Consider the following 25,976-nt stretch of genomic DNA (forward strand, 5'->3'; position numbering starts at 1 on the left):
GCAAGGCACCGTTCGTGGCGCAACGATTGCTCCAGACTCGCAGGATAGCGCGATCGCCGCTTCAATCCAGGCCGGATCTCAGGAACCTCTGTTGCCCTTGATTTGTAGAACGAAATAGGAACAATATGGCATGCGTGCCGAGGCCGAAGAGCTGGGCACAACCCACCAAACCACGCTTTCCGCGTTGCGCCAGGGCCTCCGGTCGAGGCACATAGAAGGAAAAGCGTACGCGTACCGGGGCCGGTCAATGGCGAACTACGATAAGCTGAGCCGTGAAGAGCTCATCCGGCTGCTGATGGATCGCGACGGCGAGGATCTCGGCGGCATTCGCATGTCCTATCCTGGACAGCGCCCGCCTTGGCAGATCGTCCGAGAGGTGAAGCCGCGCTCCCAGAAGATTGAGCGGAAACTATCATACGGCTCGGAGAGCGAGCAGTCCGAGAACCTCATCGTCGAAGGTGAGAACCTTCAGGCTCTCGTCAGCCTCTACAAATATCGTGGGCAGGTCGATCTGATCCTGACCGACCCGCCGTACAACACCGGCCTCGACTTCCGGTACAACGACCGCTGGGACGACGACCCCAACGATCCGGACCTGGGGAAGCTGGTTCCGGCCGACGACGGGTCGCGCCATTCCAAGTGGCTCCGCTTCATGAAGCCGCGCGTGTGGATGATGAAGGAGATGCTCAAGCCCAGCGGCGTATTAGCGATCTGCATCGATCACCGCGAGCTCTATCGCCTTGGTATGCTTCTCGACGAGATCTTCGGCGAGTCGAACCGCATCGGCATCATCAATTGGCAGAAGAGTTACGCGCCGCGAAACGACCAAAAGCATTTGTCGACCGCGACCGAATACGTCCTTGTCTATGCAAAAAACATGGACCGCTCGAAGACTGCGCTGCTCGCGCGGACCGAGGCGATGAACAAGCGATACTTCTCAAGAGACGGCGACCCCTTTCCTTGGAAGCCTGGCGACCTCACCGCGCCCGGTGCCGAGACTCACCGGTCGATGGTCTACGCCATCCAGTCTCCCTTCACGGGGGACCTCCATTACCCATCGGATGGCCGCTGTTGGGGCTCGGAAAAGAAACGAATGAAGGAGTGGCTGAAAGCCTGGGGATCGGAATACGAAGAGCGCGATCTAAAGGACGGTCACCCGAAGGCCTTGATTATCAAAGGAGCGCCTCTTCCCGGGCAGCCGAAGTTCCAGCCAGACAATCCGGGCCTGAAGAAGGCGCGAGAGGCAGCCGAGGCAATTCTAGCCGCGGGCAATTGGCCGGCGGCGCACTGGCGTGACGAGGGCCTGGGTACGTTTGGGATGAAGAAGTACCTGCACCATGTGAAGCAGGGCATCGTCCCGACGACCTATTGGGCCGCCGACGACTACGACGAGCCACTGGAGGTCGGCAGCACGTCGTGGGAACACGCTCAGTCCGGGCACAGCCAAGCTGGCATCAACGAGCTATCCGCGGTTGTGGGTCGGAACCACGGCTTTGATACGGTGAAACCGCTGCGGCTGATCAAAAAGATCATCCAGATCTGGTGCCCGCCGAACGGCATCGTGCTTGACTGTTTTGCCGGGTCGGGAACGACGGCTCACGCCGTCCTCGACCTCAACCACGAATCCGGGGCGACCCGCCGCTTTATCCTCGTCGAACAAGGGCGTCCGGAACGAGGGGACGCCTACGCGCGCAGCTTGACGGCGCTGCGTGTCCGGCGCGCGATCACGGGCGAGCGGGTCACGAAAACTGGCGTCCTCGGCATCACTGCGACACCGTTGCCGGGGGGCTTTCGGTTCTCGAAGCTGAATTCGGCCGTGGATGCAGGCGCGGTGCTCGCGCTGGAACGGGAGGAGATGATCGATCTGCTACTGACCAGCCACTGGGATAACAAGGAACGGGCGGCGTCGCACCTGCAGCGGCTGCCCGCCGGCACCCATGAACACCTGTTCGCCCGGAGCCGGACCGGGGAAGGGTACTTCCTCGTATGGAACGGACCGGACAAGCCGTCCAAGCTCAACCGCGACGCCTTCCGTGCCATCGTGAAGGAGGCCGAAGACGAGGGGTTGGTCCAGCCCTTCCACGTCTACGCCCGCATATCGACGTACAGCGGCCCCAACATCGAGTTCTATCAGATCCCCAACCGCATCCTCGAAAAGCTCGGGTTCAACGAGGCCTACTCGCCCTACGGGACGGGAGCGGAGACAAAGACGAGCAGCGACGCGGAGGCCGCTGAGTGAACATCGACCTTCTGCCTTATCAAGCCCGCGCCTCGGACCAGATCGCCGCCCGGTACGCGACCCTGGTCGCCGATCCGAAGCGACCGTTGGAGAATAGGAACTGGGACACGCCGTTCTATCAGGCGCTGTCGGCCCTCACGGGATCGGGGAAGACTGCGATCCTCGCCGATACTGTCGCACAGATCAGGGCCCAGATGGCAGTCGAGCCCATCGTGCTTTGGATATCGAAGGCCAAGGCGGTCGTCGAGCAGACGTTCGCGACCCTATCCAAGGGCGGCAAGTACAGCGGGCTCGTTGAGGGTTTCCTGATCGAGCACCTGTCGAACGTCGACGGCGAGCGCATCCTCGACGGTACTCAGCCCGTCATTGCCTTGAGCACCGTGGGCGCCTTCAACCAGGAGAAGCGCGGGGAAGGCTCCCTGAAGATCCACAAGGTCTCGAAGGACAAAGGCGAGGAATCGCTCTGGACAAGCCTGCGCGAGCGGAAGTCGTCCGAGGGCCGACGTCGCCCTCTCGTCATCGTCTACGACGAGGCGCAGAACCTTGCCGACCAGCAGGTCGAATTGCTGTTCGAGCTTGAGCCCGATGCGATGCTCGTCGCCTCGGCCACTATGAAGACTCCGGGGAAGCTCGGCCGCATTATCGACCGGCTGAAGGAGCACGGCTGGACCGACGACGTATACGTCACCGGTGACCAGCCGGAGATGGGCCTGGTAACCGCTATCCCGAGCAAGGACGTCGTCGACGCAGGCCTCGTGAAGAGGCAGATCATCCTGGGTGGCTATGCGACCGAGATGGAGACGGCGCTCGACGATATGCTCGCCGAGTTCCGAGCGACGTCCGAGAAGGCACGCGAGCACATGGCGGGCTTCTCGCCCAAGGCCATCTACGTCTGCCGGACGAACATTAACGCCGAGGACGGCAGCCAGGACGTCCCGACAAGGCCGTTCAACCATCGCAAGGCGCCTCCCATCCTGATCTGGCGCCATTTGGTAGAGCAGCTGAAGGTCGATCCCGCCGAGATCGCCGTCTACTGCGACCTGAAGGTGGACAGGAAGCATAATCCTCCCCCGCCGGAATTCACGCTGTTTTCTGGGGGCGAGGACGACTTCGCGGCGTTCAGCGAGGGAGGCTTCCGGCACATCATCTTCAATCTCTCCCTGCAGGAGGGCTGGGACGATCCCGAGTGCGCGTTCGCCTACATCGACAAGTCGATGGGATCGGCAATCCAGGCCGAGCAGGTGATCGGGCGCGTCCTGCGACAGCCCGGAGCCCGGCACTACGCAGATCCGGAACTCAATACGGCGAGCTTCTACATCCGCCTCGACGGCAAGCAGGAATTCCCCCGCATCCTCGACGCGGTGCGCCGCAAGATCGCCTCCGAGATGCCGGAGGTCAGCCTCGAAGGCTTCAGCGATCCGCGGGACCGCAAGCGGGCTCGCCTCGAACCGAAGCAGGTCCTGACGATCCCAGAGATCCACATCGATGCCGAGGAGGCGGTGGAGCCCCTCCAGGGCGTCGTGGATCTAATCCCGGACTACACCCATGACTCAGTGAACGTCGTCGGCCCGGGCGAGCTCACGAAGGCCACGCAGCGCGTCGGTGACGGGTCGGCCGCCGAGGTAGTGACGGAGCAGCGGGAGCACTCGAACCGCGTCATCGCCAGATGGGTCATCCGTAGGGCGATGCAGACTGCTTATCCCGAGGCGACGAAGACCATCGACTGGACCGACCCGCGCTTCGAGGTTCTCGTCGAGGTAACCAGCCGAGCCGCGCACGACCTGCGGAACCGCGCGGATCAGCTCGTCGACACATTCATCGATAACGCCGGCCTGACGTTCGAGGATAGGAACCCCTACACAGTCTCGTCCGTCCTCACGAAGCCGGGCGCCGTCGAGATGTTCACGAACGCAGGCCACGACGGCTACAGCGACCTGAACGCCGTCGAGCTGGAGTGCGCACGGGAGATCGACCAACTCGGCTACACCTGGGTCCGCAATCCCTCGAACGGCGGCTACTCGATCCCGCTGCTGGAGAAGGGAAGCTCCCGCCGCTTCTATCCCGACTTCATCGTCTGGAAGGACGACTTGGTGTACGCGCTCGATCCCAAGGGCGCACATCTCATCGTTTCCGATGCCGGCCTCAAGCTGATGTCGATCAGGGACGAGACCGGCAAGGAGCGCGTGCTGGTCCGTCTGATCACCGAGGGGAAGTGGAAGCACGACCCGATCAAGCAGACGGCCAAGGGCGGCTACGCGGTCTGGCGAATGAACGCCGCCGGAAAGCCACGCTGCACGAACCACGACACGATGGAAGCGGCGGTCAACAAGGCCCTCGACCTCGGATAGGAAGGCGGCATGTCGACGTACGCCTTCAGCCGCCCGGAGCGGTACGCCGTCTTCACGGCCCATCGCGAGGTATGCTGGCTCTGCGGCGAGCCGCTCGGCATCGTCGACATGCAGGTGGACCACATCGTCCCGGAGCATCTCGACGGGAAGCCGGAGCTGGAGGAGATCAAGCGGAACCTCGGGCTTCCGGACGACTTCTTGGTCAATAGCTTCGAGAACTGGATGCCGGCCCACCCTCGTTGCAACCGGACAAAGGGCGGGCACGTCTTCAACGCGACGCCGCTGATACAGGGCTTTCTCGAACGGGCGGCCAGGAAAGCCCCCGAGGCGAGAGCTATGCGCGATTCCTATGCTTCCAACCGCCGGGTGAGCTTGGCCATCGAGACGCTGTTGCACGCCAGCGAGGCCGGCGCTCTGGGTGCGGACCAGCGCGAGCGCATGCGCGAATTGCTGACGTTCCACGAAGCCAACCGGATCCCGCAGGATCGCGGCCGCCCCCTGCAACTCCGGCCCGGCGTGGTCATTAGCGAGGCCGGCGACTTCCTTATATTTAGGGGCCCGACCGGAATGATCGGCGCCCGGCCCAAGGGCGACAACGTCCACCCCAGCTGGGACTGTCCAAATTGCGGCGTGACCGGCTGGAACGGCGCCCGCTGCGTGATCTGTGGGATGCTGAACGACGAATAGGCACTCAGACGTCTTCCGGCTCCACCGGCTCTCCGATCAGGTCCTCGGCCAGCTCCGACAGCCACTGAGAGACGTCGACGACCGACACTACGCCGCCGTGTACCGCGTACCAGTCCCGCACTCGCTTGAACTGGTCGCCGTAAAGGTTGTCGAAAGCTGCCTTCACTTTCGCGTGCCGGCTCAGGACGCTGTCGAGCGCCCGGCCGCCCTGAAAAAACTTCATCGGGTGATGAGTGCCGAGGACGTATAGGTATTTCCGCTTGGGCGTAGGGTGTCGCACGAGCTCGAACACGTCCTTGAAGATGCCGTTCTGCCGGATCGTCTCGGCGCCGCCCTGCCAGCGAATGAACTTGAACTCGGCGACCCTTAGGTTCGTCTCCAGGTCGAACGCACGGCCCGTGTTGCCGGCGCCGAGAGAGACGTACTCGACGACCTCACCCTTCTCCAGTACGTGCGGGAGGCACATCAGGATGCCGAGCGCGTGGATCACTACGTTGATCTGGCCAGCCAACCGCTTCATCTCAGCTGCTGCTGCGAGCGCGTCCTTTCCCGCCTTGTGCCGTTCGAGGAAGGCCGCACTCGTCTCGGCGGTCAGGCCGTTGATCGAGCCCTCGACCTTGGCGAGGGTCGCCGTGAGCTTGGTTCCTGTGAAGCCGGACAAGGCTCGGGCGATATCGAGAGGAGCTCTTTTCACGGCGCCGATCTGCCCGTCAGATCAAGCCGGAAGCCGCCGGTCGTCTCGACGGGCTCCCACTCGATAGTAGGATCAAGCTTACTCCACAGGCCGCGTCCGGATGGCGTCACGTTGTCCGAAGGCGAGATGTGCAGACCGCCAAGGTACGGTATGAGCAGCAAAGCGCATCGATAGAATCCACTGGCCAACCCAACCCTCTCGGTATTCACGACCAGACCGCTCGCGCTCCAGTAATCCGGATACTCCGACCATGGCTCGAAGGAGCACATCGCCCCGTCCTCGGGAATTTCCATGGTTAGGACCGGCCCAGCCTTGCCGTAACTCAACACCCAAGATTTTCCCGCTGTGTCGATGACCGTTGCCGTCCCAGAGGAGGGCACTGGCGGATGAAGTGACACTTGAACATTCGACAAGCCGGGCATGTCAGATCGAATGGGGAAGCGATTCATCTGACGTCCTCGTTTGACAAGGGAGTAGTCCGTTGGGTTCGTCTTGCCGGGGTGTCCGCCTCGAGCGTTTTGGCCTTCGGCAAAATTGAAATACTCCCCTTTTATAGGGACCAAACCACCCGCGGCACAGCGCACGGAATCGGTCTCTTTTGCTGCTCCGTGGTATCGGCTCTCTGGCAAATGCGGGGGGGTATGTCGTGAAAAAATACCGATTCGAGCCATTGGCCCGATAATCCCGGCGCCCTCCGCGAATTGGGCAGGTTGAAGCGGTGTTGGGGTAAATGTTGGGGTGTTGATCGAAATTCCCAGAAAATACCTAATTAATTCAGATATTTAATCGAATTTCATGGCGGACAGGGCGGGATTCGAACCCGCGATACGGTTTCCCGTATACACACTTTCCAGGCGTGCGCCTTCAACCACTCGGCCACCTGTCCGGCGGGCTGCTTATGACCGCCGAGGCGTAATCTTTCAAGGGCCGAGTCGCAGTGTTTTCACAATCCCTTGCGATCAGGCCGCGGGCTCCGCTGTTCGCCCGCCTCGCGAAGCGATGCGCGCTTGGCGCGATCCGGCGGAAATCGTCCCGGGCGGGTTGCGCTCGGCGGTCGGCACGCGCACATCTCTGGTCGGCGCGGTGGCAGGCCCGTGCCGAAGGCGAAGGCGTGGACGCAGAGGGCTGAGCTGTGCGGTTTCTGGTCAGGCTTGTCGGATATCTTCTCGTCGCTGCGGGCTTTATCATTCTGGTTATCGATGGCGCGCGTTCGATCGCGAATGCGCTGCTGCGCTTCACCACGGTGGGGGATGTCCTCGCGGCGCTGCTGCACGAGCGCTATCGGCTGCTCGGCCCGATGATCGAGCGCGACATCCACCCCTTGCTATGGGATCCGGTGGTGCTCTCGGCCATGCAGGCGCCGGCCGCGCTCGTGGCGCTCTTGGTCGGCTTTGCCCTGCTTTGGCTCGCCCGGCCACCCGAGCCCCGGATCGGGATCGTCACGCGTCGGTGAAAACGGGCAGCGACCTCGCATCCTGTGCAGAGGCCGTTTCGATGCTTACATAAGGCGTCGAGTTGAACGGAACGGAGCCGACGATGTTCTCCCTGCGCAAGAAGACTTCACTGCCGACCGCGGCCGAAGCGCTGCCCGGGCGCGCCGCGGCGATCCCCACCGCCGAAACCCATTTCGTCAACGGCCATCGCCTCGCTGGCCCTTATCCGGAAGGCCTGCGCCAGGCCGTGTTCGGGCTAGGCTGCTTCTGGGGCGCGGAACGGAAGTTCTGGCAGATGGGTGACGGCGTCTGGGTGACGGCCGTCGGCTATGCCGGCGGGGAGACCCCGAACCCGACCTATGAGGAGGTCTGCAGCGGCATGACCGGCCACACCGAGGTCGTGCTCGTCGTCTACGATCCGGCCAAGATCTCCTATGAGGATCTGCTCAAGGCCTTCTGGGAGAATCACGACCCGACCCAGGGCATGCGCCAGGGCAATGACATCGGCACGCAGTACCGGTCGGCGATCTATGTCTTCGACGACGCGCAGCGCGCGGCGGCCGAGCGTTCCCGCGACGAATATATGATGGCGCTGGCGGCGAATGGCTACGGGCCGATCACGACCGAGATCCGCGAGGCGCCGCCCTTCTATTTCGCCGAGGACTACCACCAGCAATATCTCGCCAAGAATCCGGCCGGCTATTGCGGCCTGGGCGGAACGGGCGTCGCCTGCCAGATCGGCCTTGGCGTCCACGCCTGAGGCGAAAGGTCCGGAGTTCCGGGAAGGGCGCCGTCAGCGGCGCCCTTTTTCGTATGGTTCTCTATATGTTCTTGCGCCGGACCTGAAGCTCCGCTAGCGTTTCGCTGGGGAACGGGGGCTGAGATGGTGACGCGGGTCGCGACGGTGGCGTTCGAGGGCATCGAGGCGCGGGCCGTCGACGTGCAGGTGCAGGTTTCCTCCGGCAGCGTCGCCTTCGTCCTCGTCGGCCTGCCCGACAAGGCCGTCGCCGAAAGCCGGGAGCGGGTCAGGGCGGCTCTCATCGCCTCGGGGCTGGCCCTGCCGGCCAAGCGCATCACCGTCAACCTCGCGCCGGCCGATCTGCCGAAGGAGGGCAGCCATTACGACCTGCCGATCGCGCTCGCCGTGATGGCGGCCATCGGCGCGCTCCCGCCGGATGCCCTGGCCGGCTACACCGTGCTCGGCGAGCTCGCTCTCGACGGCTCGATCGCGGCCGTCGCCGGCGTGCTTCCGGCCGCGATCGCGGCCTATGATCGCGGGCAGGGGCTGATCTGCCCGGCTTCGACCGGCCCGGAGGCGGCCTGGGCGGCGGCCGATATCGACATCCTGGCGCCGCGCTCGCTGATCCAGCTCGCCAATCATTTCAAGGGCACGCAGGTGATGGCGCGGCCCGAGCCGGCCGTGGCGCGCCAGAGCGGGGCCTTGCCCGATCTCGCCGACATCAAGGGCCAGGAGAGCGCGAAGCGCGTGCTCGAGATCGCGGCGGCCGGCGGCCATAATCTCGTGATGAACGGGCCGCCCGGCGCCGGCAAGTCGATGTTGGCGAGCCGCCTGCCTTCGATCCTGCCGCCGCTGACGCCACGCGAGCTTCTGGAGGTCTCGATGGTGCTCTCCGTCGGCGGCCATCTCGCCGGCGGTGCCCTGACCGATCGACGACCATTCCGCGCGCCGCATCACTCGGCTTCGATGGCGGCGCTCGTCGGCGGCGGCCTGCAGGCGAAGCCCGGCGAGATCTCGCTCGCCCATCACGGCGTGCTTTTTCTCGACGAATTGCCCGAGTTCCAGCCGCAGGTGCTCGATGCGCTGCGCCAGCCGATGGAGACCGGCGACGTGCTGATCTCGCGGGCGAACCATCGTGCCGTCTACCCTGCGCGCTTCCAGCTCGTCGCGGCGATGAATCCTTGCCGCTGCGGCAAGGCGACGGAGCCGGGCTATGCCTGCCGGCGCCAGCCGAACGAGCGCTGCATGGCGCAGTACCAGGCCCGGATTTCCGGCCCGCTGCTCGACCGGATCGACATCGCGATCGACGTGCCGGCGGTCACCGCCGCCGACCTCATCCTGCCGGCCGCCAGCGAGGGCTCCGCCGAGGTCGCGGCGCGCGTCGCGGCGGCGAGGGCGCTCCAGGGCGCCCGCTTCGAGGCGCTCGGGCTTGGCCACGTCACCACCAATGCCGCCTGCCCGGGGCCGGTGCTGGAGGAGATCGCCCGTCCCGACAATGCCGGCCTTGCCCTGCTGAGGGATGCGGCCGAGGCGCTGCGGCTCACCGCCCGTGCCTATCACCGCGTGCTGAAGGTCGCGCGCACGCTCGCCGATCTGGACGGCGAGGCGAAGGTCGGCCGGCTGCATCTCGCCGAGGCGCTGTCCTATCGCACGCGCGGCGGGGAGCTGGCGCAGGCGGCGTAGAGAAAGCCCCGGTCCCGCGGTTTCGGGAAAAGCCGGGCTGCCCCGCAAGCCCCTCAGGGTTAAGCCTTGCTTGAAAGCTGACGGCAAAATCGCGCTTTCCTCAAGCGGCTTTTTTCAGGGCGGCGGCCTTAGACGGGGAGCATGGCTCTCTCGTCCTGGACATGGTTCGTCATCGCTGCCGCTGTCATCGTCGCCCTGCTGGGAACGGGCGGCGTCCTCGCGCTGAGGCAGCTGGCGCGCGCACGCCGCCAGCTCGCATCGCTCACCCATGAGGTCGAGACGCTGAACGACCAGCTCTGGACGCTGGCCGACAGCGAGCAGCGCTATCGCAGCCTGGTCGAGGCTCAGGGCGATTTCATCGTCCAGCGCGACGGGGCCCGCATCATCTACGCGAATACCGCCTATGCCGCGCTGTTCGGTGCCGAGGAGAACGATCTCGTCGGCAGCGAGGCGCAATTGCCGCAGCTCGCCTCGCGGGCGCTGCGGACGCTCGACGGCGGAGCCCGCAGTTTCGACGAATGCCTCGCGACCTATGTCGGGGAGCGCTGGATCGCCTGGATCGAGACGGCGGTTCCAGGCCCAGGCGGCCGCACCTTGATCCAGCGCGTCGGCCGCGACATCTCCGCCCGTATCGCCGATGAAGACGCGCTGGTCGAGGCCCGCGCCCGGGCCGAGGCCGCCAATGAGGCGAAGTCGCGCTTCCTCGCCACGGTGAGCCACGAATTCCGCACGCCGCTGAACGGCATCCTCGGCATGTCCGATCTGCTGGCCGATACCGGCCTCGATGGCGAGCAGTCGACCTATGTCCAGGCCCTGCGCATCTCCGGCGAGGCGCTGCTCGCCCTCGTCGACGACATCCTCGACTTCGCCAAGGTGGAAGCTGGCCGGCTGGAGCTCGTCGAGGAACCCTTCGATGTCGTCCAGCTGGTCGAGACGGTCTCCGAGCTGATGGCGCCCCGGGCCCAGGCCAAGGGAATCGAGCTTGCGGCCTATATCGCGCCGGAACTGCCGGCGCAGCTCGTCGGCGATCGCGACCGCCTGCGGCAGATCCTGCTCAATCTGGTCGGCAACGCCGTCAAGTTCACCGATGCCGGCGGCGTCGGCCTGAGCGTGCGGCGGGTGGGGAGAATGGTCGAGATCCTGGTCTCCGATACCGGGCCCGGCATTCCGGCCGACAGGCTCGAGGTCATTTTCGGGGAGTTCGAGCAACTGGACCATGGCCCCGGAATCCGCCATGCCGGTACCGGCCTCGGCCTCGCCATCGTGCGGCGGCTGGTCGGGCTGATGGAGGGCGAGGTCCGGGCGGAGAGCCGCCTCGGCGAGGGCGCGAGCTTCCGCGTGATCCTGCCGCTGGCCGCGGCGCCGGGCGCCGAGACGGTGCCGATCCCGCACTGGCCGGAGCAGCATGTCCTGCTCGCTTCTCCTGCGCCCTTCGCGGCGCGCTTCCTGTGGGAGTCGATCCGGGCCACGGGCGCGGCGGTCTCCGTCGCGGCCTCCGTGGAGGCGGCACGGGCGACCCTTGCCGGCGAACGCCCGGTGACCGCGGTGCTGATCGACCATGCGCTCGGCGACGGCGCGGCGAAGGAGCTGGCGGAAACGGTGCGGGAGGCGGGCATCCGCGATTGCCTGATCCTGCTGTCGTCCCTGGCACGGCGCCAGTTCGGCTCGCCGCAGGCCGCGGGATTCTCGGGCTTCCTCATCAAGCCCGTCCGCGCCCGCTCGCTCTATGAGCGGCTGGGTACGCGCTTTCCCCAAACCTTGCCGGCTACAGGCAAGAGCCAGGCCGCCAGATCGCCGGTGCGCAAGCCCCTCAACATCCTCGTCGCGGAGGATAACGAGATCAATGCGCTGCTGCTGACGCGGACGCTGGAGCGTCTCGGCTCCTCGGTCATCTGGGTCCGCGACGGGCGCGAGGCCCTGCAGCGGATCGAGGCCAGCCTCGCCGGCGCCGCCGCGCCGCTCGATCTCGCGCTTCTCGATATCCGCATGCCGGTGATGACCGGGCTGGACTGCGCCCGTGCCGTGCGGACGCTGGAAGCGGAGCGTGGCCGCATCCGACGCTTGCCGCTGCTGGCCGTCACGGCCAATGTTTCGGCGGCGGATCGCGAGGCCGCGCTCGCGGCGGGAATGGATGATTGTCTCGCCAAACCGCTCGAGCGCGCGGCGCTGTTGCGCTGGCTCGATCACCTCGGCAAGGAGGCCTCGCGGACATTGTCGGCTTGACGGGCGTCACCGCTTCGACGCAGTTTTGTCGCGAAGTTGTAAGATGCGCGGAGCAAGCCTTCCCGGATGCCGGAAGCGGCTTAGAGGGTGAGACAGGCGATGGCATTGCACGTTTCTGAGCGATCGAACGCGCTGCCGGCCCGGTTTTCCGCCGGCAATCCCCTGCTTTCACGCCTCGCTCCGATGATGCTCATCACGGGCGGGGCGATGCGCCGTTACGGATTGGAAGCCGGCGAATCAGCGCCGCTTTCGGGGAGCCTGGGTCGGCTCGGCTCGCTCGAAGTCCGGCTGGCGCGCGGCCCCCGCGAGATCTGGCGGGCGCAGCGGCTGCGCTACCGCGTGTTCTATCAGGAAATGTCGGCGAAGCCTGATGTGGTCGCCCGCATGTTCCGCCGCGATGCCGACCGCTTCGACAAGGCCTGCGATCATCTGCTCGTCATCGACCATGCGGCGAAGGGCCGTTTCGGCGGCATCAAGCCGAAGGTCGTCGGCACCTACCGCCTGATGCGGCAGAGCGCGGCGAATCGGCTGGGCGGCTTCTATACGCAAAGCGAGTTCGATCTCGCGCCCCTGCTGGCACGCCATCCCGGCCAGCGCTTCCTCGAGCTCGGCCGCTCCTGCGTGCTGCAGCCTTACCGCAACAAACGCACCGTCGAGCTGCTCTGGTCTGGTATCTGGGCCTATCTGGAGCATCACCGCATCGACGCCATGTTCGGCTGCGCCTCCTTCGACGGCACCGACCCTGACGCGCTCGCCTTGCCGCTGAGCTTCCTGCACCACCATGCCCGCTCGCAGGGCGAATGGAGTGCTGAGGCGCATCCCGAGCATCTCGTCGGCATGGACCGGCTGCCCGCGGAGATGGTCGACTACAAGCTCGCGCTGAAGCAGATGCCGCCGCTGATCAAGGGCTATCTCAGGCTCGGCGCCCGCTTCGGCTCCGGCGCGGTCATCGACCGCCAGTTCGGAACGACCGACGTGCTCGTCGTGCTGCCCGTCTCGGCGATCGACAGGCGCTATGCCCAGTATTACGGCGGCGAGAACTCGCGCTACGCCGCCTGACGGCCGTTTATTCGCCGGCTGCGGCCAGCGCCTTCAGCGCTTCGCGATAGGTCGGATAGCGGAAGGCGTAGCCGAGTTCCCGCTTCACCAGTGCATTCGAGACCCGCTTGTTCTCGCCGTAGAAGCTCGCGGCCATCGACGAGAGCTTCGCTTCGCCGAAAGGGATTTCGGGCGGTGGCTCCAGCCCGGTCAGCCCCGCGGCGAAGCTGACGACATCCTGCGGCGGAGCCGGCTCATCATCGGTCGCGTTGTAGATCGCGCCGTTGCGCGGCTGCGCAAGCGACGCCATCAGGATGCCGGTTATGTCGTCGACATGGATGCGGTTGAAGACCTGGCCCGGCTTGACGAGCCGCGTCGCCTTGCCCTCGCGCAATTTGGCGATGGGGTTGCGGCCGGGGCCGTAGATGCCGGAAAGGCGGAAGATCTGCACGGCCTTGCCGCTGTCGCGCCCCAGCGCCAGCCAGTCCTCTTCGATCGCGACGCGCAGCCTGTTGCGGGCGCTGCCCGGATTCACCGGCTGGCTTTCGTCGATCCAGGCGCCGCCCTGGTCGCCATAGACGCCGATGGTCGAGAGATAGCCGATCCAGCGCAGCGCCGGCGCGGTGGCGAGTTCGGTGCGCAGCCTTTGCAGCACGGGGTCGCCGTCCTCGCCCGGCTGGACCGAGACGAGCACGGCTTCGGCCTCCGCCACGGCCTTGGCGAGCGGGGACGAGACTGCGAAGCCGCCGAAGACCAGCGTGCGGATGCCTTCGCGGCTGAGCTCCGCGGCCCGCTCGGCCGAGCGGGAGGTCCCGGTCACTTCCCAGCCGCGGGCGAGCGCGGCGCGCGCGAAGAAGCCGGCCGAATAGCCGAGGCCGAGGATCAGCAGTTTCATGCGGCATCTTCCGTCTGCGGGAGCAGGGCGGCCCATTCGGCCTGCACCTGATGGTCGGTTTCCGTGCGCAAGCTCGTCGGCGCCAAGAGTGCGGCCTGCGCCGGATCGAGGCGGCCGAGCGCCCAGACCGCCATCGCACGCACCAGCGGGGAGGGCGCGTCGAGATGCACAAGGGCGCTGGCGGCCAGCTCCGGCCGGCCGCTATTGCCGATCGCGATCAGCACGTTGCGCAGGAAGCGGTCGCGCCCGGTCCGCTTCACCGGCGTGCCGGCGAAGAGCGTGCGGAAGGCCGCATCGTCGAGGCCGGCGAGCTCGGCCAGGGACAGCCCGTCGAGCTCGTCCTTCAAGGCGAGGCGGGTTTCCTGCGTGCTTTCGGCGAATTTGTTCCAGGGGCAGACGGCGAGGCAGTCGTCGCAGCCGAAGATGCGGTTGCCGATGCCGCTGCGCAGCTCTGCATCGATATGGCCGGGATGCTCGATGGTGAGATAGGCGATGCAGCGGCGCGCATCGAGCTGGTAAGGCGCCGGGAAGGCCGCGGTCGGGCAGATGTCGAGGCAGCGCCGGCAGGAGCCGCAATGGTCGCGCTCGGGCTCGTCGGTCGGCAGCTCGGCTGTGGTGTAGATCGCGCCAAGCAGCAGCCAGGAGCCATGCTCGCGCGAGACGAGCACGGTGTGCTTGCCCTGCCAGCCGAGCCCGGCCGCTTGCGCCAGCGGCTTCTCCATGACCGGGGCGGTATCGACGAACACCTTGACGTCGCCGCCGCCGCGCGCCGCGAGCAGCCCGGCCACGCTCTTGAGCTTGCCCTTGATGACGTCGTGATAGTCGCGCCGGCGGGCATAGAGCGAGATCGCGCCCTTGTCGGGGTGGGCGAGCATGGCGAGCGGGTCGCCCTCGCCGGCATAGTTCATCCCGAGCATGATGACGGAACGGACCTCGCTCCACAGCGCCCGCGGATCGGCGCGCTGGGCGGTGCGCTCGTCCATCCAGGCCATGTCGCCGTGATAGCCGGCCTCGAGCCAGGCCTTGAGCCGGCCCGGCGCGAGCGGAATCGCATCGGCCGCCGCGACGCGCATCGCGGCGAAGCCCTCGGTGCGGGCACGCGCGGCAATGGCGCGCTTCAGCGCCTCGCCGCTCAGAAGTCCAGATTGTCGTAATGGGCGCTCGGAGCCATGCCCGGCACCCGGTCGCTCAGCAGCGGCCGGAAGCTCGGCCGCGATTTGATTCGGGCGTACCATGCGCGCGCCGTCTCGTCCTCTTCCCAGGGCACGTCACCGAGATAGTCGACGCAGGAAAGATGCGCCGCCGCGGCGAGGTCCGCATAGCTCAGCCCGGCGCCCGCCAGCCAGTTCCGCTTGGCGAGCAGCCAGGAGATATAGCGCAGATGATAGCGCACATTGGAGCGCGCCGCGCGGATCGCGCCCATTTCCGGCGGCCCGCCGCCTTCGTCGCGGCTCATGAAGCGCTTCATCACCTTTTCGAGCACCAGCGGCCCGGTGATCTCGTCATGGAACTTCAGGTTGAACCAGTCGAGCAGCCGGCGCACCTCGACGCGCTCGCCCGGCCCCTCGGGCAGGAGCCGGCGGTCGCCGAGCGCGAGCCCGCGCGTCTCGTCGAGATATTCGGCGATCGGCCCGGCGCCGGGCACGGCCAGGCCGTTCTGCTCCTGGAAGACGGGCGTGGTCCCCGCCGTGTTGAGCTCGAGGAATTCCCGCCGCCTCTCCCAGACACGCTCCTCGACCAGCTCGGCCTCCATGCCGAATTCACCGAGCACGAGACGGATGAAGCGCGAATGCGGGCATAGCGGATAATGGTACAGCGTCGCCATGGCACTCATGAAGCCTTGAAGCGGGTCAAATGCGGCCGGAGCGGGGCGAGAGGCCAGAAAAATCCCCGCTATGCGTCCAGCGCCCGCTCTTATCACGCCCGAAAAGCGCCACAAGCGCGGGGGAAGCGGACGCGGACGATTTGCCTGGGTTCATTGGCGAAGTGGTAACCAATTTGCAAAGAGCCGGGCGTAAGCCGGTAACGCATCGACCGAAGCCAGCCGGCGCGGATCCAAGTCGCACGAGGACGTTCTCCCATGCAGAATCTCATCGAAGCCTTCGTCCTCGGCATCGTCGAGGGCCTCACTGAGTTCCTGCCGGTCTCCTCGACGGGCCATCTCCTGCTGCTGGGCCACTTCCTCGGCTTCGAATCGAACGGCAAGACCTTCGAGGTCCTGATCCAGCTCGGCGCGATCCTGGCGATCCTGCTGGTCTATTTCCGCCGCCTGCTCGACATCGCGCTGCGCCTCCCGAGCGATCCTGCCGCCCGGCGCTTCGTCATCGGCGTGCTGGTCGCCTTCCTGCCTGCGGCCATCATCGGCGCGCTCCTGCACGGCTTCATCAAGGGCGTGCTGTTCAATCCCCTGATCGTCTGCTGCGCGCTGATCGCCGGCGGGCTCGTCCTGCTCGTGGTCGACGAGCTGGAGCTCCAGGAGAAATACACCGACGCGACCGCCTTCACGCTGCCGATGTATCTCAAGATCGGCTTCTTCCAGTGCCTCGCCATGATCCCCGGCGTCTCCCGCTCCGGCGCCACGATCGTCGGAGCGATGCTGCTCGGCGCCAGCAAGCGGGCGGCGGCCGAGTTCTCCTTCTTCCTTGCCATGCCGACCATGGCGGGCGCCTTCGCCTACGATCTCCTGAAGAGCTACAAGGACCTGACCTTCAACGACAGCATGCTGATCGTCATCGGCTTCGTCGCTGCTTTCTTTTCGGCGCTGATCGTGGTGCGCTCCTTCCTCGACTTCGTCTCGAAGCGCGGCTTCGCGGTCTTCGCCTGGTGGCGGATCATCGTCGGCTTGGTCGGGCTTGCCGGGCTCTGGATCGTCGGCTGATCGCACCCGCTTTTTGATCAGGGGCGGTTCGGATTTTGGATGGGGTCGCCTCATGAGTCCATCTGAGGCGATCCCGCCCTAGCCGGCCCGCGAGGGATCACCCAGCGGGGTGGCGACGGGCACGGAGGTCGACGGGGCGGCGGCCGGGGCCGAGGTGAGCGAGGCGGTCTGCCGCTCGATCATGCGGTGGACGACAGGCGGGTTCGGCCCGCTGTGCAAGGCGCGTACGCGCTCCCCGATTTCGGCGTCGGCCTGCGTCACCCGCTGATTCTGCCGGACATATTCGACCCAGGTCGGGCTGTCGTAGCGCTCGAACCAGAGCGTCGGATCGGTCAGGTCGCGCAGCAGCGTCCAGTGGCGCGCGCCGTCGCGCCGGCGGATGCGGCGGCGCTCCGCCATCACGTTCAGGAAGGCGACAACGTCCTCCGGCCTGATGATGTATTCGACGGTGACGATCACCGGCCCGCTGCGTGGCTCGATATCGACCGCGACCTTGGGCTCGCGCCAGCGGCTGAGCGGATCGAGATTGAGCTCCTCCAGCGGCGGCAGCCTGTAGAGCAGGCCCAGGCCCGCTCCGATCAGCAGGGCGATGGCCGAAAGCTGCAGGCCCCGGTCCGTTCCGAACAGCAGCGCCGTGCGCCCCCAGGCCCAGCTGCCCATCGCCATGCCGCCGAAGGTGGCCATCTGGTAGATCGCCAGCGCCCGGCCCACGACCCAGCGCGGCGCCGAGAGCTGGACCGTGGCGTTGAAGGTCGAGAGCGCCAGCACCCAGCAGGCGCCGCAGACGAAGAGGCCGGGGATCGTCATCCAGATCGTCCGGCTGAAGGCCACCAGCAGGATGCCGACCGCATAGGCGATGAAGGTCGAGCGGACCAAGGCTTCTGTGCTCATCACCCGGCGCAGGCGGGCGCTCATGAAGGCGCCGGCGACGGCGCCGGCCCCGAAGCCGCCGAGCAGGATGCCATAGGTCAGCGGCCCGCCGCGGATCAGGTCGCGCGCCACCAGCGGCAGCAGGGCGAGGCCGACGATCGCGCCGAAGCCGAAGGCGAAGGCGCGCAGGATCACCGCGCGGATGTTCGGCGACATCGCGACATAGCGCACGCCCGCGCCCATCGCGATGAACAGCGTCTCGCGCGGCAACACCCGTTCGACCTTGGGCGGTTGCCAGCGGGCGAGCACGGTGATCAGGCCGATATAGGAGAAGGCGTTGATCACGAAGGCGGCGACCGCGCCGGCCGCGGCGACGATGGCGCCGCCGATGGCGGGGCCGACGCTGCGCGCGATGTTGAAGGCGACGCTGTTCAGCGTCACCGCCGCCGGCACGTCGCGGCGCGGCACCATGTCCCCCACCGAGGATTGCCAGGCCGGGTTGTTGAGGGCCGTGCCGCAGCCGATCAGAAAGGTGAAGCTCAGGAGCAGCCAGGGCGTGATCAGCCCGAGCCAGGCGCAGGCCGCGAGCCCGACAGAGACGGCCAGCATGAAGAACTGCGCGGTCAGCATGATCCGGCGCCGGTCGTAATTGTCGGAGATCGCCCCGGCCGCGAGCGAGAACAGCATCACCGGCAGCGTCGTCGAAGCCTGGACCAGCGCTACCATTTCCGCCGAGGGCGAGATCGAGGCCATCATCCAGGAGGCACCGACCGCCTGGACGAGGCCGCCGAAATTGGAGGCGAGGCTGGCGAACCAGACGGCCCGGAAGATCGGTTGCCGCAGCGGGACGAAAGGCGAGGTGTCCGAGCGCGCTATGCCTTCCGAAGCGAGTTCGGCTTCCGCCACATCGGCTGTCGGTTGGGCATGCAAATCATCAGGCATGGAATAGGGTTAGCATGAGGGCGCGCGGAGGAAACCGTTTTCGATTTCGAAAACGGCGAAACTGGGAAAGTTTTTGCGCAGGCCCGCGGGCGCCCTCTCAGGCCGTTGCCGGCTGCCGTGCCTGGCGCGGCGGACGGGGCTTGCGGGCGCCCCACGCCCGCGCCGCCACGACGGCGAGCCCGGCCAGTGCCACCCAATGCGCCGGCCTGATCGAGGCATAGTCCCAATAGGTCAGGATGTCGGCGTTGGCCTGGAAGACGAGCCAGGGCGAGACGCCGCTGGTCAGCGCATACCAGCCGGTTTCGAGCAGCGCCGTGGCGAGGCCGGCCAGCAAGGCGAGGCCGGCGAGAGCGGGCAGCGAAACCGGCAGCTTCCAGCGATAGAGGCCGCGATAGAACAAGAGCAGGATGAACAGCCCGCTCATCAGCGCGGGCTCGGTCACGTCGATCTTGGACTGCAGCGCGAAATGCAGCAGCGCCAGCCCCGCGATCGGATAGACGAGGTTGTGCAGCCTCTGCCAGTTCTTGCCGAGCCGGCGGATCATCCCGTCCGTCGAGGTCGCGCCGAGCGCGCAGAGGCCCAGCAGCGCGACGAAGCCGATCGTCAGATAGAAGCGCTTGACGATCTCGGAGACGATCAGCCCCCAGTCGAAGGCCATGTCGATGCAATGGAGGCCGAGATGGCCCAGCGCATAGGCCATGACCGAGAGCCCGAGCATGCGCCGGACCCCGATCAGCTTGCCCCAGTCCAGGAGCCGCCGGAGCGGCGAGATCGCGAGCGACAGCACAAGCAGCCTGACCGCCCAGATGCCCGTGCGGTGGATCGCCTCCGTCCAGGGCTTCGAGCCGAGCTGGCCCATCCAGGCGGCGTAGATGATCAGCACGGCCGGCAGCAGGGTCAGTGCGAAAGCGGCGGCCCGCAGGCCCGAAAACCGGCCCTGCCGGTCGAGCCAGGGCAGCCACTCCCTCAGCCCGGCCTTCTTGCCGTTCGCAGCGTTCTTGCCGCTTGCAGGCTTTCTGTCGGCCGGACCTGTCCGCGCGGTCGTCCGCCCGGCGTCGCCATGGATGGCGACGCCCTGGACGGCTTCGGCCTCTGCGCGCAGCGGAGCTGTCACGACCGCTCTCCATAATGCGGGTTCACGCCCCCGACATAGCTGAAGCGTGGGGACATTGTCCCACACCTCTGCACACAAGGGCGTGAAGGCGCGCCGTCGAGCTCGGCCGGGCTGCTGCGCCTCTGCGTCAGGCCGCGTTCTTGATCGCCGGCGCGAGCTTGAGCCCCGAAGCATCCGCTCCGCGCGCCTCGCGGACCAGCCGCGTTCCGGCCTTCGTCGCCAGGAAATCGGCGAGCGCGGCATCCTCCTGCCGCACGAAGCCCTTGGCGGGCAGCTTGCCGGCAAGGAAGAGCTCGATCATGGCGACGCAGCCGGCGGCGGTGGTGAGCTGGATGGCGCCGAGCTCGTCATTGCCGTCATAGCGCAGCACCACGCTCTCCTCTTCCAGCCGGCCGGCGCGCTCGCCGACGCCGGTGACGAAGATCACCACCACGTCCTTGCGGGTGAAGGGGGCGGAGTGGCTGAGAATGCGCCGCATCGTCTCGCGGTCATCGGCGAGATCGAGATCGCGCAGCAGGAGCTTCATGATATCGGCATGGCCGGGATAGCGCAGCGTCTTGTAGCTCATGTTGCGGACCTTGCCGGCCAGCGTCTCGGTCAGCGTTCCCAGTCCGCCCGAGGTGTTGAAGGCCTCATAGGCGACGCCGTCGATCATCACGCCTTCGATACCCTCGAGCGCCGGTACCAGCGTCGACTGGCCGTCGAAGACGATCTCGCAAGGGTTGCAGTATTCGTTGATCAGCCCGTCGACCGACCAGGTGACGTTGTAGCGCAGCGCGTTGGTCGGGTAGAGCGGCAGTGCCCCGACGCGCATCTTGATGGTGCGCACGCTGTCGAAGCGCGCCGCCATGTCGGCGCCGAGGATGCAGATGAAGCCGGGCGCCAGACCGCATTGCGGCACGAGCGCGACATCGGCGCTCCGGCCGAGTTCCTTGACATAGGCGGTGGTGGCGACGTCCTCGGTCAGGTCGAAATAATGCGTCTTCGTCTCGGCCGCGACCTTGGCGATACCTTTGTTCAGGAAATAGGGGCAGGCGCTGACGACGATGTCGCGGTCGCGCAGGAAGGTGCTGAGCGCTCCGAGATCGGCCGCATCGACCGCTGCCGTGCCGAAGCGCTTGCCGGCGGCATGGGCGAGCTGGGCTTTCGAGGCATCGGCCAGTGTGACCTCATGTCCCTGCTCGGCCAGCATGCCGGCGATGATGGCGCCGATCTGGCCCGCGCCGAGTACGGCGATGCGCTGTTTCTGGAAGGTCATGACGATCCCCTGACATGGCCGGCCCCCAAGCGGACCGTTCCCTGACGCCATGCTGGAGCGAAGGGCTGCGTCGTTTAACGGGCGGATCGTCGATATGACGGCTTATGATTGGTCATATCGAGGGATTATGATTGAAATCGAAGGGAAATGATCGCGCCGGTGGAGGCTGCCTCAGCGCTCGAACTTCCGCGCGAGAATCACCGAGGATGTCGTGCGGCGCACGCCCTCCATCTCGGCGATCCAGTCGATCACCGCGTCGAGATCGCTCGCGGTTTCGCATTCGACCTTCACGGAGAGGTCGAAATGGCCGCTCAGCGTGTGGCATTGCACGATTTCCGGCCGCTTCTTCAGCGCTGCGACGACGCCGCCCTGCCGCTTGACCTCGAGTTCGATCATGACGAGCGCCGCGATCGTCGTGGCAGGCCGGGCGGCCTTGCCGAGGATGGTCGTGTAGCCGGCGATGACCCCGTCGCGCTCCAGCCGGGCGAGCCGCCCCTGGGCGGTCGCACGCGAGACGCCGAGCATCCTGGCGATGTCCGAGAGGGGCAGGCGCGCATTCTCCGAGAGGATGCGGATCAGGTCTCGGTCTTTCGCCGCGTCGGATGGTCTTGCCATGCTGTCTCCGGTGCTTCGCAGGGCCGGCACCATGGCGGCAAAGGCCCGGCCCCGGCAAGCCGGGGAGGGCGGTTGTCATCATGCCGTCGAAAGACGTGCTGCAAGCGAGCGGAATGGAACCGCGCAGTCCGTGAAACGTTGTTGGGGGCGCCGGAAAAGGGCTTGCATCGCCGCAAGAATAGGAGTGCGATGCCGCTCGCGGCAGAGAAGCCTCGCTATGGAGACCGTCATGTTCAGGACTTTCGTTCTCGCATCCGCGTCAGCCCTTGCTTTGATGTCCTTCGCTGCGTCGCCGGCCTCGGCCCTGACGATGAAGGAATGCAGCGTCAAATATCAGGACGCCAAGAAGGCCAATACCCTGAAGGGCCAGAAGTGGAACGACTTCCGCAAGGCCCAGTGCGGCGATGACGACGCCGCCGATGACGAGGCCGCTGCGGCCATGCCGGCGGAGCCGGCAGCGCCCGCGACGGCTGCTGCCGCGACGACGGCCAAGCCGGCCGGCAAGGCCAAGCCTGCCGTGTTCCCGAAGGCGGTGTCGCAGAAATATTCGAGCGAGACGGCCGGAAAGGCCCGCCTCAAGACCTGCGTCGATCAGTACAATGCCAACAAGGCGGCGAACGCCAATGGCGATCTGAAATGGATCGAGAAGGGCGGCGGCTACTGGAGCCAGTGCAACACCAAGCTCAAGAGCTGATCCGGTCCCTGCCGGAATTCGAACGCCGCGCCGGCAGGCGCGGCGTTCGTCGTTTCAAAGCATCTGCGAAGGCCGCGAGGCGGGATCCGACGGCTGCGTCGGTGCCGGGTTGCCGCGAGGCGCCCAAAGCTAAAGCAGCCCGGCGGAAAGGGAACCCGGATTCGATATGGGAATGGCGAGCCCGGCCGGATGGAGCCGGCCGGGCGGAGGCTCCCGCCTCAGTCGACGACCCGGACGGCGCCCTTCGCGGCACTCGTCGTTGTCGCGGCATAGGCCTTGAGCGCGGTCGAGACCTTGCGCTTGCGCGGCGCTGCCGGCTTCCAGGCATCCTTGCCCCTGGCTTCCATCGCAGCGCGGCGGCGTGCGAGCTCCTCATTGGAAACCTGCAGCGTGATGCTGCGGTTGGGGATGTCGATCGCGATGATGTCGCCGCTCTCGACCAGGCCGATCGCGCCGCCCTCGGCCGCTTCCGGCGAGACATGGCCGATCGAGAGGCCGGACGAGCCGCCCGAGAAGCGTCCGTCGGTGACGAGCGCGCAGGCTTTGCCGAGCCCCTTCGACTTCAGATAGCTCGTCGGATAGAGCATCTCCTGCATGCCCGGCCCGCCGCGCGGCCCCTCATAGCGGATCAGCACGATATCGCCTTCCTTGACCTTGCGGTTGAGGATGCCCTCGACCGCAGCATCCTGGCTCTCGAAGATCACGGCCGGACCGGAGAACTTCAGGATCGAAGCATCGACGCCCGCCGTCTTCACGATGCAGCCGTCGAGCGCGATGTTGCCGAACAGCACGGCGAGACCGCCATCCTTGGAATAGGCATGCTCGGCGCTGCGGATGACGCCGGCCTCTCGGTCGGTGTCGAGCTCCTCGAAGCGGCGCTCCTGGCTGAAGGCGGTCTGCGTGGGCACGCCGCCGGGCGCCGCGCTGTAGAAGGAGCGCACCGCCTCGCTCGTCGTCTGCGTGATGTCCCAGCGCGCCAGCGCCTCGGCCATGGTGGTGGCGTGGACGGTCGGTAGCGAGGTGTCGATCAGCCCGGCGCGGTCGAGCTCGCCGAGGATCGCCATGATGCCGCCGGCGCGGTGGACATCTTCCATATGGACGTTGGCGACGGCGGGCGCGACCTTGCACAGCACCGGAACGCGCCGCGACAGCCGGTCGATATCGGCCATGGTGAAGTCGATCTCGGCCTCATGCGCTGCCGCCAGCAGGTGCAGCACCGTATTGGTCGAACCGCCCATGGCGATGTCGAGCGTCATCGCGTTCTCGAAGGCCTTGAACGAGCCGACATTGCGCGGCAGCACGCTCTCGTCGTCCTGGTCGTAATAGCGCCGGGCGAGGTCGACGATCAGATGCCCCGCCTCGACGAAGAGGCGCTTGCGGTCGGCATGGGTGGCGAGCGTCGAGCCATTGCCCGGCAGTGCGAGGCCGAGCGCCTCGGTCAGGCAGTTCATCGAATTCGCCGTGAACATGCCCGAGCAGGAGCCGCAGGTCGGGCAGGCCGAGCGCTCGATCACGTCGACCTGCTCGTCCGTATATTTGTCGTCGGCGGCCGCGATCATCGCGTCGACGAGGTCGACCTTCTTCAGCACGCCCTCGGCGATGAATTTGCCGGCCTCCATCGGCCCGCCCGAAACGAAGACGGTCGGGATGTTGAGCCGCATCGCCGCCATCAGCATGCCGGGCGTGATCTTGTCGCAATTGGAGATGCAGACCATCGCGTCGGCGCAATGGGCGTTGACCATGTACTCGACGCTGTCGGCGATCAGCTCGCGCGAGGGCAGGCTGTAGAGCATACCGTCATGGCCCATGGCGATGCCGTCATCGACCGCGATGGTGTTGAACTCCTTGGCGACGCCGCCGGCCTTCTCGATCTCGCGTGCCACGAGCTGGCCGAGATCCTGGAGATGGACATGGCCCGGCACGAACTGAGTGAAGGAGTTCACCACCGCGACGATCGGCTTGCCGAAATCGCCGTCCTTCATGCCTGTGGCGCGCCACAGGCCGCGGGCGCCGGCCATGTTGCGGCCATGGGTGGAGGTTGCGGATCTCAGCCTGGGCATCTCATGCGTCTCCGGTCTCGGGCTCCTGATGTCCCGTTGCGCGGCAAACTATCGTCGCCGCGCCCTGTGACAAAATTGAATTCTTCGATTTCCATGATCGGCGCCACGCATGGCAGCCAGCCGCGTCTGCCCATGGGACAGACGCTGTCCGAATTGGCATAACGGCTCTCGCTGGATCGTTAAGAGGTGAGGGGCATTCGGCCATGCTGCGCAATATCGACGTCGATCTGCTGCGCAGTTTCGTCACCATCGCGGAGCTGCGCAGCTTCACCCGCGCCGCGGCGGCACTCTTCCGCAGCCAGTCGACCGTCAGCACCCAGATCCGCCGTCTCGAGGAACTGGCCGGGCAGACCTTGCTGCAGCGCTCGCCGCATGAGGTCCTCCTCACGCGCGCGGGCGAACAATTCCTCGGCTATGCCCGCCGCATCGTCGCGCTGCATGACGAGGCGCTCGACGTCATCAATGCGCAGAGCGTCAGCGGCCGGGTCAGGCTCGCGGTGATGGATGATTACGCCACGATCGTGCTGCCCGAGACATTGGCGCGCTTTGCCCGCTCCCATCCCGATGTCGAGCTCGAGGTGACGACGGGCTTCACCCGCGATCTTCTCAACAGTCTCGGCGAGGAGTTCGATCTCGTGCTCGCCACGCAGAAGGCGGGCGATGGCCGCGGCGAGGTGCTGCGGCGTGAGCCGACGCACTGGGCTTGCTCGGATAGAATGGCCTTTGTTCCGGAAGAGCCCTTGCAGCTCGCCTTGCTGAAGGCGCCGAACATGTTCCGCGAATGGGCGCTGGACGCCTTGAACGAAGCGGGGCTGCGCTGGCGCATCCTGTTTTCCAGCTCCAGCATCGGCGCTGTCGAGGCGGTCGCGGCCTCCGGCGCGGCGCTGACCGTGGTCAAGGCCGGTACCGCCCGCGCGGATCTGCAGCTGCTCGGGATCGAGCATGGCTTGCCGCCGCTGCCGGCTTCGGAGATCGCGCTGCATCTGGCGCCGGGCCGGCCGGGAGCTGCCGTCGCGGCGATGAGCGCCTTCCTGGCAGACGCCTTGAACGACGAAATGGCCGTTCAGGGGCAGGGGGCGCATGGCGCGGACTGAAGGCCTGCGGGGGCTTCGCCTGCCCCCTGGGAAGGACAGCGGGAAAAATTCCGGCGGAACGGCATCGGCCTGGGGCTGTGAACAGCGGATTCCCAGCTAAGTGTTTGATTTCAAATCAAAAGCACTTTCCCTCGAAAAACTTTCAAAATGGCCGTTGACATGTCTCGGGGGTCCCGCCTATAAACCGCCCATCGAGACGGCGCCGCCGCTGAGCGGCGCCTCTTCTGCGCTTCCTAAGGACGCTGGGGCTGAGGCCGGTTCGCCGGATGAAGTTCTGTCGGTTTTGTAGAAGCTGCCGCTGTTTGAAAATTGAAGATAGAAAGAGAAACGTGGACGGCGGGGTTCTTGCGGATCCGGGCTACGGCCTGGATCGAACGAGACTTCGGTGTGCTGCGTTTTAACAAGAACCATTTGCCTGGTTGGTTGAGCGAAAGCTTGATCGGTCAAGTAATGGCTCCGTCAATACGCAGTG

General features: G+C 66.2%; 22 protein-coding genes and 1 tRNA gene. 11 read left to right on the forward strand and 12 right to left on the reverse strand.

What is annotated here, in order from left to right; all coding sequences use genetic code 11:
* The first annotated feature begins 130 nt into the window (after positions 1-130).
* Genes GY40_RS26735 through GY40_RS21760 form a run of 3 tightly spaced genes read left to right on the forward strand, consistent with a single transcriptional unit; the run spans position 131 to position 5,274 of the window.
* Complete coding sequence (locus GY40_RS26735; protein WP_248311248.1) at positions 131-2,239, forward strand: site-specific DNA-methyltransferase; 2,109 nt, start codon at positions 131-133, stop codon at positions 2,237-2,239.
* Complete coding sequence (locus GY40_RS21755) at positions 2,236-4,587, forward strand: DEAD/DEAH box helicase family protein (protein ID WP_038366866.1); 2,352 nt, start codon at positions 2,236-2,238, stop codon at positions 4,585-4,587. The genes GY40_RS26735 and GY40_RS21755 overlap by 4 nt, the downstream gene beginning before the upstream one ends.
* A gap of 9 nt (positions 4,588-4,596) precedes the next feature.
* Positions 4,597-5,274 carry an HNH endonuclease gene (locus tag GY40_RS21760; RefSeq protein ID WP_038366867.1) on the forward strand — a complete coding sequence of 226 codons (678 nt, stop codon included), beginning with the start codon at positions 4,597-4,599 and terminating at the stop codon, positions 5,272-5,274.
* 4 nt (positions 5,275-5,278) lie between these two features.
* Here GY40_RS21760 and GY40_RS21765 read toward each other — a convergent pair whose 3' ends face one another.
* From GY40_RS21765 to GY40_RS21775, 3 genes are all read right to left on the reverse strand, one after another.
* Positions 5,279-5,935 carry a hypothetical protein gene (locus tag GY40_RS21765; RefSeq protein ID WP_248311249.1) on the reverse strand — a complete coding sequence of 219 codons (657 nt, stop codon included), beginning with the start codon at positions 5,933-5,935 and terminating at the stop codon, positions 5,279-5,281.
* A gap of 29 nt (positions 5,936-5,964) precedes the next feature.
* Complete coding sequence (locus GY40_RS21770) at positions 5,965-6,417, reverse strand: hypothetical protein (protein ID WP_156116038.1); 453 nt, start codon at positions 6,415-6,417, stop codon at positions 5,965-5,967.
* A gap of 347 nt (positions 6,418-6,764) precedes the next feature.
* Positions 6,765-6,854: transfer RNA gene (locus GY40_RS21775), tRNA-Ser, on the reverse strand.
* A gap of 246 nt (positions 6,855-7,100) precedes the next feature.
* Here GY40_RS21775 and GY40_RS21780 point away from each other — a divergent pair.
* The 5 genes from GY40_RS21780 to GY40_RS21800 all read left to right on the forward strand — a co-directional run bounded on the left by GY40_RS21780 (position 7,101) and on the right by GY40_RS21800 (position 13,105).
* Entirely contained in the window at positions 7,101-7,421 is a 321-nt protein-coding gene (locus GY40_RS21780) for a hypothetical protein (RefSeq protein WP_038366870.1), read from the forward strand.
* Between the two features lie 83 nt (positions 7,422-7,504).
* Positions 7,505-8,161, forward strand: coding sequence for a peptide-methionine (S)-S-oxide reductase MsrA (msrA, locus tag GY40_RS21785; RefSeq protein ID WP_038366871.1), 657 nt, complete (start codon positions 7,505-7,507; stop codon positions 8,159-8,161).
* Positions 8,162-8,284: 123 nt separating this feature from the next.
* Positions 8,285-9,823 (forward strand): YifB family Mg chelatase-like AAA ATPase, encoded by a 1,539-nt coding sequence (locus GY40_RS21790; protein WP_038366872.1) that lies wholly within the window; start codon positions 8,285-8,287, stop codon positions 9,821-9,823.
* A 141-nt stretch (positions 9,824-9,964) separates the two neighbouring features.
* A complete protein-coding gene (locus GY40_RS21795) occupies positions 9,965-12,046 on the forward strand; it encodes an ATP-binding protein (RefSeq protein WP_156116039.1) in 2,082 nt (693 codons plus the stop codon).
* A 207-nt stretch (positions 12,047-12,253) separates the two neighbouring features.
* Positions 12,254-13,105, forward strand: a complete 852-nt coding sequence (locus GY40_RS21800; RefSeq protein WP_248311254.1) for a l-ornithine N(alpha)-acyltransferase — start codon at positions 12,254-12,256, stop codon at positions 13,103-13,105.
* A gap of 7 nt (positions 13,106-13,112) precedes the next feature.
* On the opposite strand, the gene GY40_RS21805 is transcribed toward GY40_RS21800, so the two are convergent.
* The 3 genes from GY40_RS21805 to GY40_RS21815 are packed head-to-tail and all read right to left on the reverse strand — an operon-like array spanning position 13,113 to position 15,804.
* Entirely contained in the window at positions 13,113-13,979 is an 867-nt protein-coding gene (locus tag GY40_RS21805; protein WP_038366873.1) for an SDR family oxidoreductase, read from the reverse strand.
* The gene (queG, locus tag GY40_RS21810; protein WP_081925594.1) at positions 13,976-15,214 is read right to left on the reverse strand and encodes a tRNA epoxyqueuosine(34) reductase QueG; all 1,239 of its coding nucleotides are present in this window, start codon (positions 15,212-15,214) and stop codon (positions 13,976-13,978) included. The genes GY40_RS21805 and queG overlap by 4 nt, the downstream gene beginning before the upstream one ends.
* Positions 15,112-15,804 carry a glutathione S-transferase family protein gene (locus GY40_RS21815; protein ID WP_038366875.1) on the reverse strand — a complete coding sequence of 231 codons (693 nt, stop codon included), beginning with the start codon at positions 15,802-15,804 and terminating at the stop codon, positions 15,112-15,114. The genes queG and GY40_RS21815 overlap by 103 nt, the downstream gene beginning before the upstream one ends.
* A gap of 255 nt (positions 15,805-16,059) precedes the next feature.
* On the opposite strand from GY40_RS21815, the gene GY40_RS21820 reads away from it, so the two are divergent.
* Complete coding sequence (locus GY40_RS21820; protein WP_038366876.1) at positions 16,060-16,857, forward strand: undecaprenyl-diphosphate phosphatase; 798 nt, start codon at positions 16,060-16,062, stop codon at positions 16,855-16,857.
* A gap of 78 nt (positions 16,858-16,935) precedes the next feature.
* Here GY40_RS21820 and GY40_RS21825 read toward each other — a convergent pair whose 3' ends face one another.
* The 4 genes from GY40_RS21825 to GY40_RS21840 all read right to left on the reverse strand — a co-directional run bounded on the left by GY40_RS21825 (position 16,936) and on the right by GY40_RS21840 (position 21,656).
* Positions 16,936-18,603, reverse strand: a complete 1,668-nt coding sequence (locus tag GY40_RS21825; RefSeq protein WP_038366983.1) for an MFS transporter — start codon at positions 18,601-18,603, stop codon at positions 16,936-16,938.
* A gap of 163 nt (positions 18,604-18,766) precedes the next feature.
* Complete coding sequence (locus GY40_RS21830) at positions 18,767-19,783, reverse strand: protein-methionine-sulfoxide reductase heme-binding subunit MsrQ (RefSeq protein ID WP_248311250.1); 1,017 nt, start codon at positions 19,781-19,783, stop codon at positions 18,767-18,769.
* Between the two features lie 127 nt (positions 19,784-19,910).
* Complete coding sequence (locus tag GY40_RS21835; RefSeq protein ID WP_051988395.1) at positions 19,911-21,041, reverse strand: saccharopine dehydrogenase family protein; 1,131 nt, start codon at positions 21,039-21,041, stop codon at positions 19,911-19,913.
* A 171-nt stretch (positions 21,042-21,212) separates the two neighbouring features.
* Positions 21,213-21,656 (reverse strand): Lrp/AsnC family transcriptional regulator, encoded by a 444-nt coding sequence (locus GY40_RS21840; RefSeq protein ID WP_038366877.1) that lies wholly within the window; start codon positions 21,654-21,656, stop codon positions 21,213-21,215.
* A gap of 229 nt (positions 21,657-21,885) precedes the next feature.
* Between GY40_RS21840 and GY40_RS21845 the strand changes: the two genes are divergently transcribed.
* Positions 21,886-22,350, forward strand: coding sequence for a hypothetical protein (locus GY40_RS21845; protein WP_038366992.1), 465 nt, complete (start codon positions 21,886-21,888; stop codon positions 22,348-22,350).
* A gap of 218 nt (positions 22,351-22,568) precedes the next feature.
* On the opposite strand, the gene ilvD is transcribed toward GY40_RS21845, so the two are convergent.
* Positions 22,569-24,410 (reverse strand): dihydroxy-acid dehydratase, encoded by a 1,842-nt coding sequence (gene ilvD / locus GY40_RS21850; RefSeq protein ID WP_038366878.1) that lies wholly within the window; start codon positions 24,408-24,410, stop codon positions 22,569-22,571.
* Positions 24,411-24,613: 203 nt separating this feature from the next.
* On the opposite strand from ilvD, the gene GY40_RS21855 reads away from it, so the two are divergent.
* Positions 24,614-25,504 (forward strand): LysR substrate-binding domain-containing protein, encoded by an 891-nt coding sequence (locus GY40_RS21855; protein ID WP_038366879.1) that lies wholly within the window; start codon positions 24,614-24,616, stop codon positions 25,502-25,504.
* Positions 25,505-25,681: 177 nt separating this feature from the next.
* On the opposite strand, the gene GY40_RS27750 is transcribed toward GY40_RS21855, so the two are convergent.
* Positions 25,682-25,951, reverse strand: a complete 270-nt coding sequence (locus GY40_RS27750) for a hypothetical protein (protein ID WP_133561381.1) — start codon at positions 25,949-25,951, stop codon at positions 25,682-25,684.
* Positions 25,952-25,976 lie beyond the last annotated feature (25 nt).

This window comes from Allobosea sp. UNC402CLCol, from assembly GCF_000745475.1.
In the GTDB taxonomy this organism is placed as follows: Bacteria; Pseudomonadota; Alphaproteobacteria; order Rhizobiales; family Beijerinckiaceae; genus Allobosea; species Allobosea spartocytisi.

Bases quoted from the DNA above. Each gene is read 5' to 3' on its own strand.
- GY40_RS26735 (WP_248311248.1), top strand. From the start codon at position 131: ATGCGTGCCGAGGCCGAAGAGCTGGGCACAACCCACCAAACCACGCTT.
- GY40_RS21760 (WP_038366867.1), top strand. From the start codon at position 4,597: ATGTCGACGTACGCCTTCAGCCGCCCGGAGCGGTACGCCGTCTTCACG.
- GY40_RS21770 (WP_156116038.1), bottom strand. From the start codon at position 6,417: ATGAATCGCTTCCCCATTCGATCTGACATGCCCGGCTTGTCGAATGTT.
- msrA (WP_038366871.1), top strand. From the start codon at position 7,505: ATGTTCTCCCTGCGCAAGAAGACTTCACTGCCGACCGCGGCCGAAGCG.
- GY40_RS21790 (WP_038366872.1), top strand. From the start codon at position 8,285: ATGGTGACGCGGGTCGCGACGGTGGCGTTCGAGGGCATCGAGGCGCGG.
- GY40_RS21795 (WP_156116039.1), top strand. From the start codon at position 9,965: ATGGCTCTCTCGTCCTGGACATGGTTCGTCATCGCTGCCGCTGTCATC.
- GY40_RS21800 (WP_248311254.1), top strand. From the start codon at position 12,254: ATGCGCCGTTACGGATTGGAAGCCGGCGAATCAGCGCCGCTTTCGGGG.
- GY40_RS21805 (WP_038366873.1), bottom strand. From the start codon at position 13,979: ATGAAACTGCTGATCCTCGGCCTCGGCTATTCGGCCGGCTTCTTCGCG.
- queG (WP_081925594.1), bottom strand. From the start codon at position 15,214: ATGGTACGCCCGAATCAAATCGCGGCCGAGCTTCCGGCCGCTGCTGAG.
- GY40_RS21815 (WP_038366875.1), bottom strand. From the start codon at position 15,804: ATGGCGACGCTGTACCATTATCCGCTATGCCCGCATTCGCGCTTCATC.
- GY40_RS21820 (WP_038366876.1), top strand. From the start codon at position 16,060: ATGCAGAATCTCATCGAAGCCTTCGTCCTCGGCATCGTCGAGGGCCTC.
- GY40_RS21835 (WP_051988395.1), bottom strand. From the start codon at position 21,041: ATGACCTTCCAGAAACAGCGCATCGCCGTACTCGGCGCGGGCCAGATC.
- GY40_RS21840 (WP_038366877.1), bottom strand. From the start codon at position 21,656: ATGGCAAGACCATCCGACGCGGCGAAAGACCGAGACCTGATCCGCATC.
- GY40_RS21845 (WP_038366992.1), top strand. From the start codon at position 21,886: ATGTTCAGGACTTTCGTTCTCGCATCCGCGTCAGCCCTTGCTTTGATG.
- ilvD (WP_038366878.1), bottom strand. From the start codon at position 24,410: ATGCCCAGGCTGAGATCCGCAACCTCCACCCATGGCCGCAACATGGCC.
- GY40_RS21855 (WP_038366879.1), top strand. From the start codon at position 24,614: ATGCTGCGCAATATCGACGTCGATCTGCTGCGCAGTTTCGTCACCATC.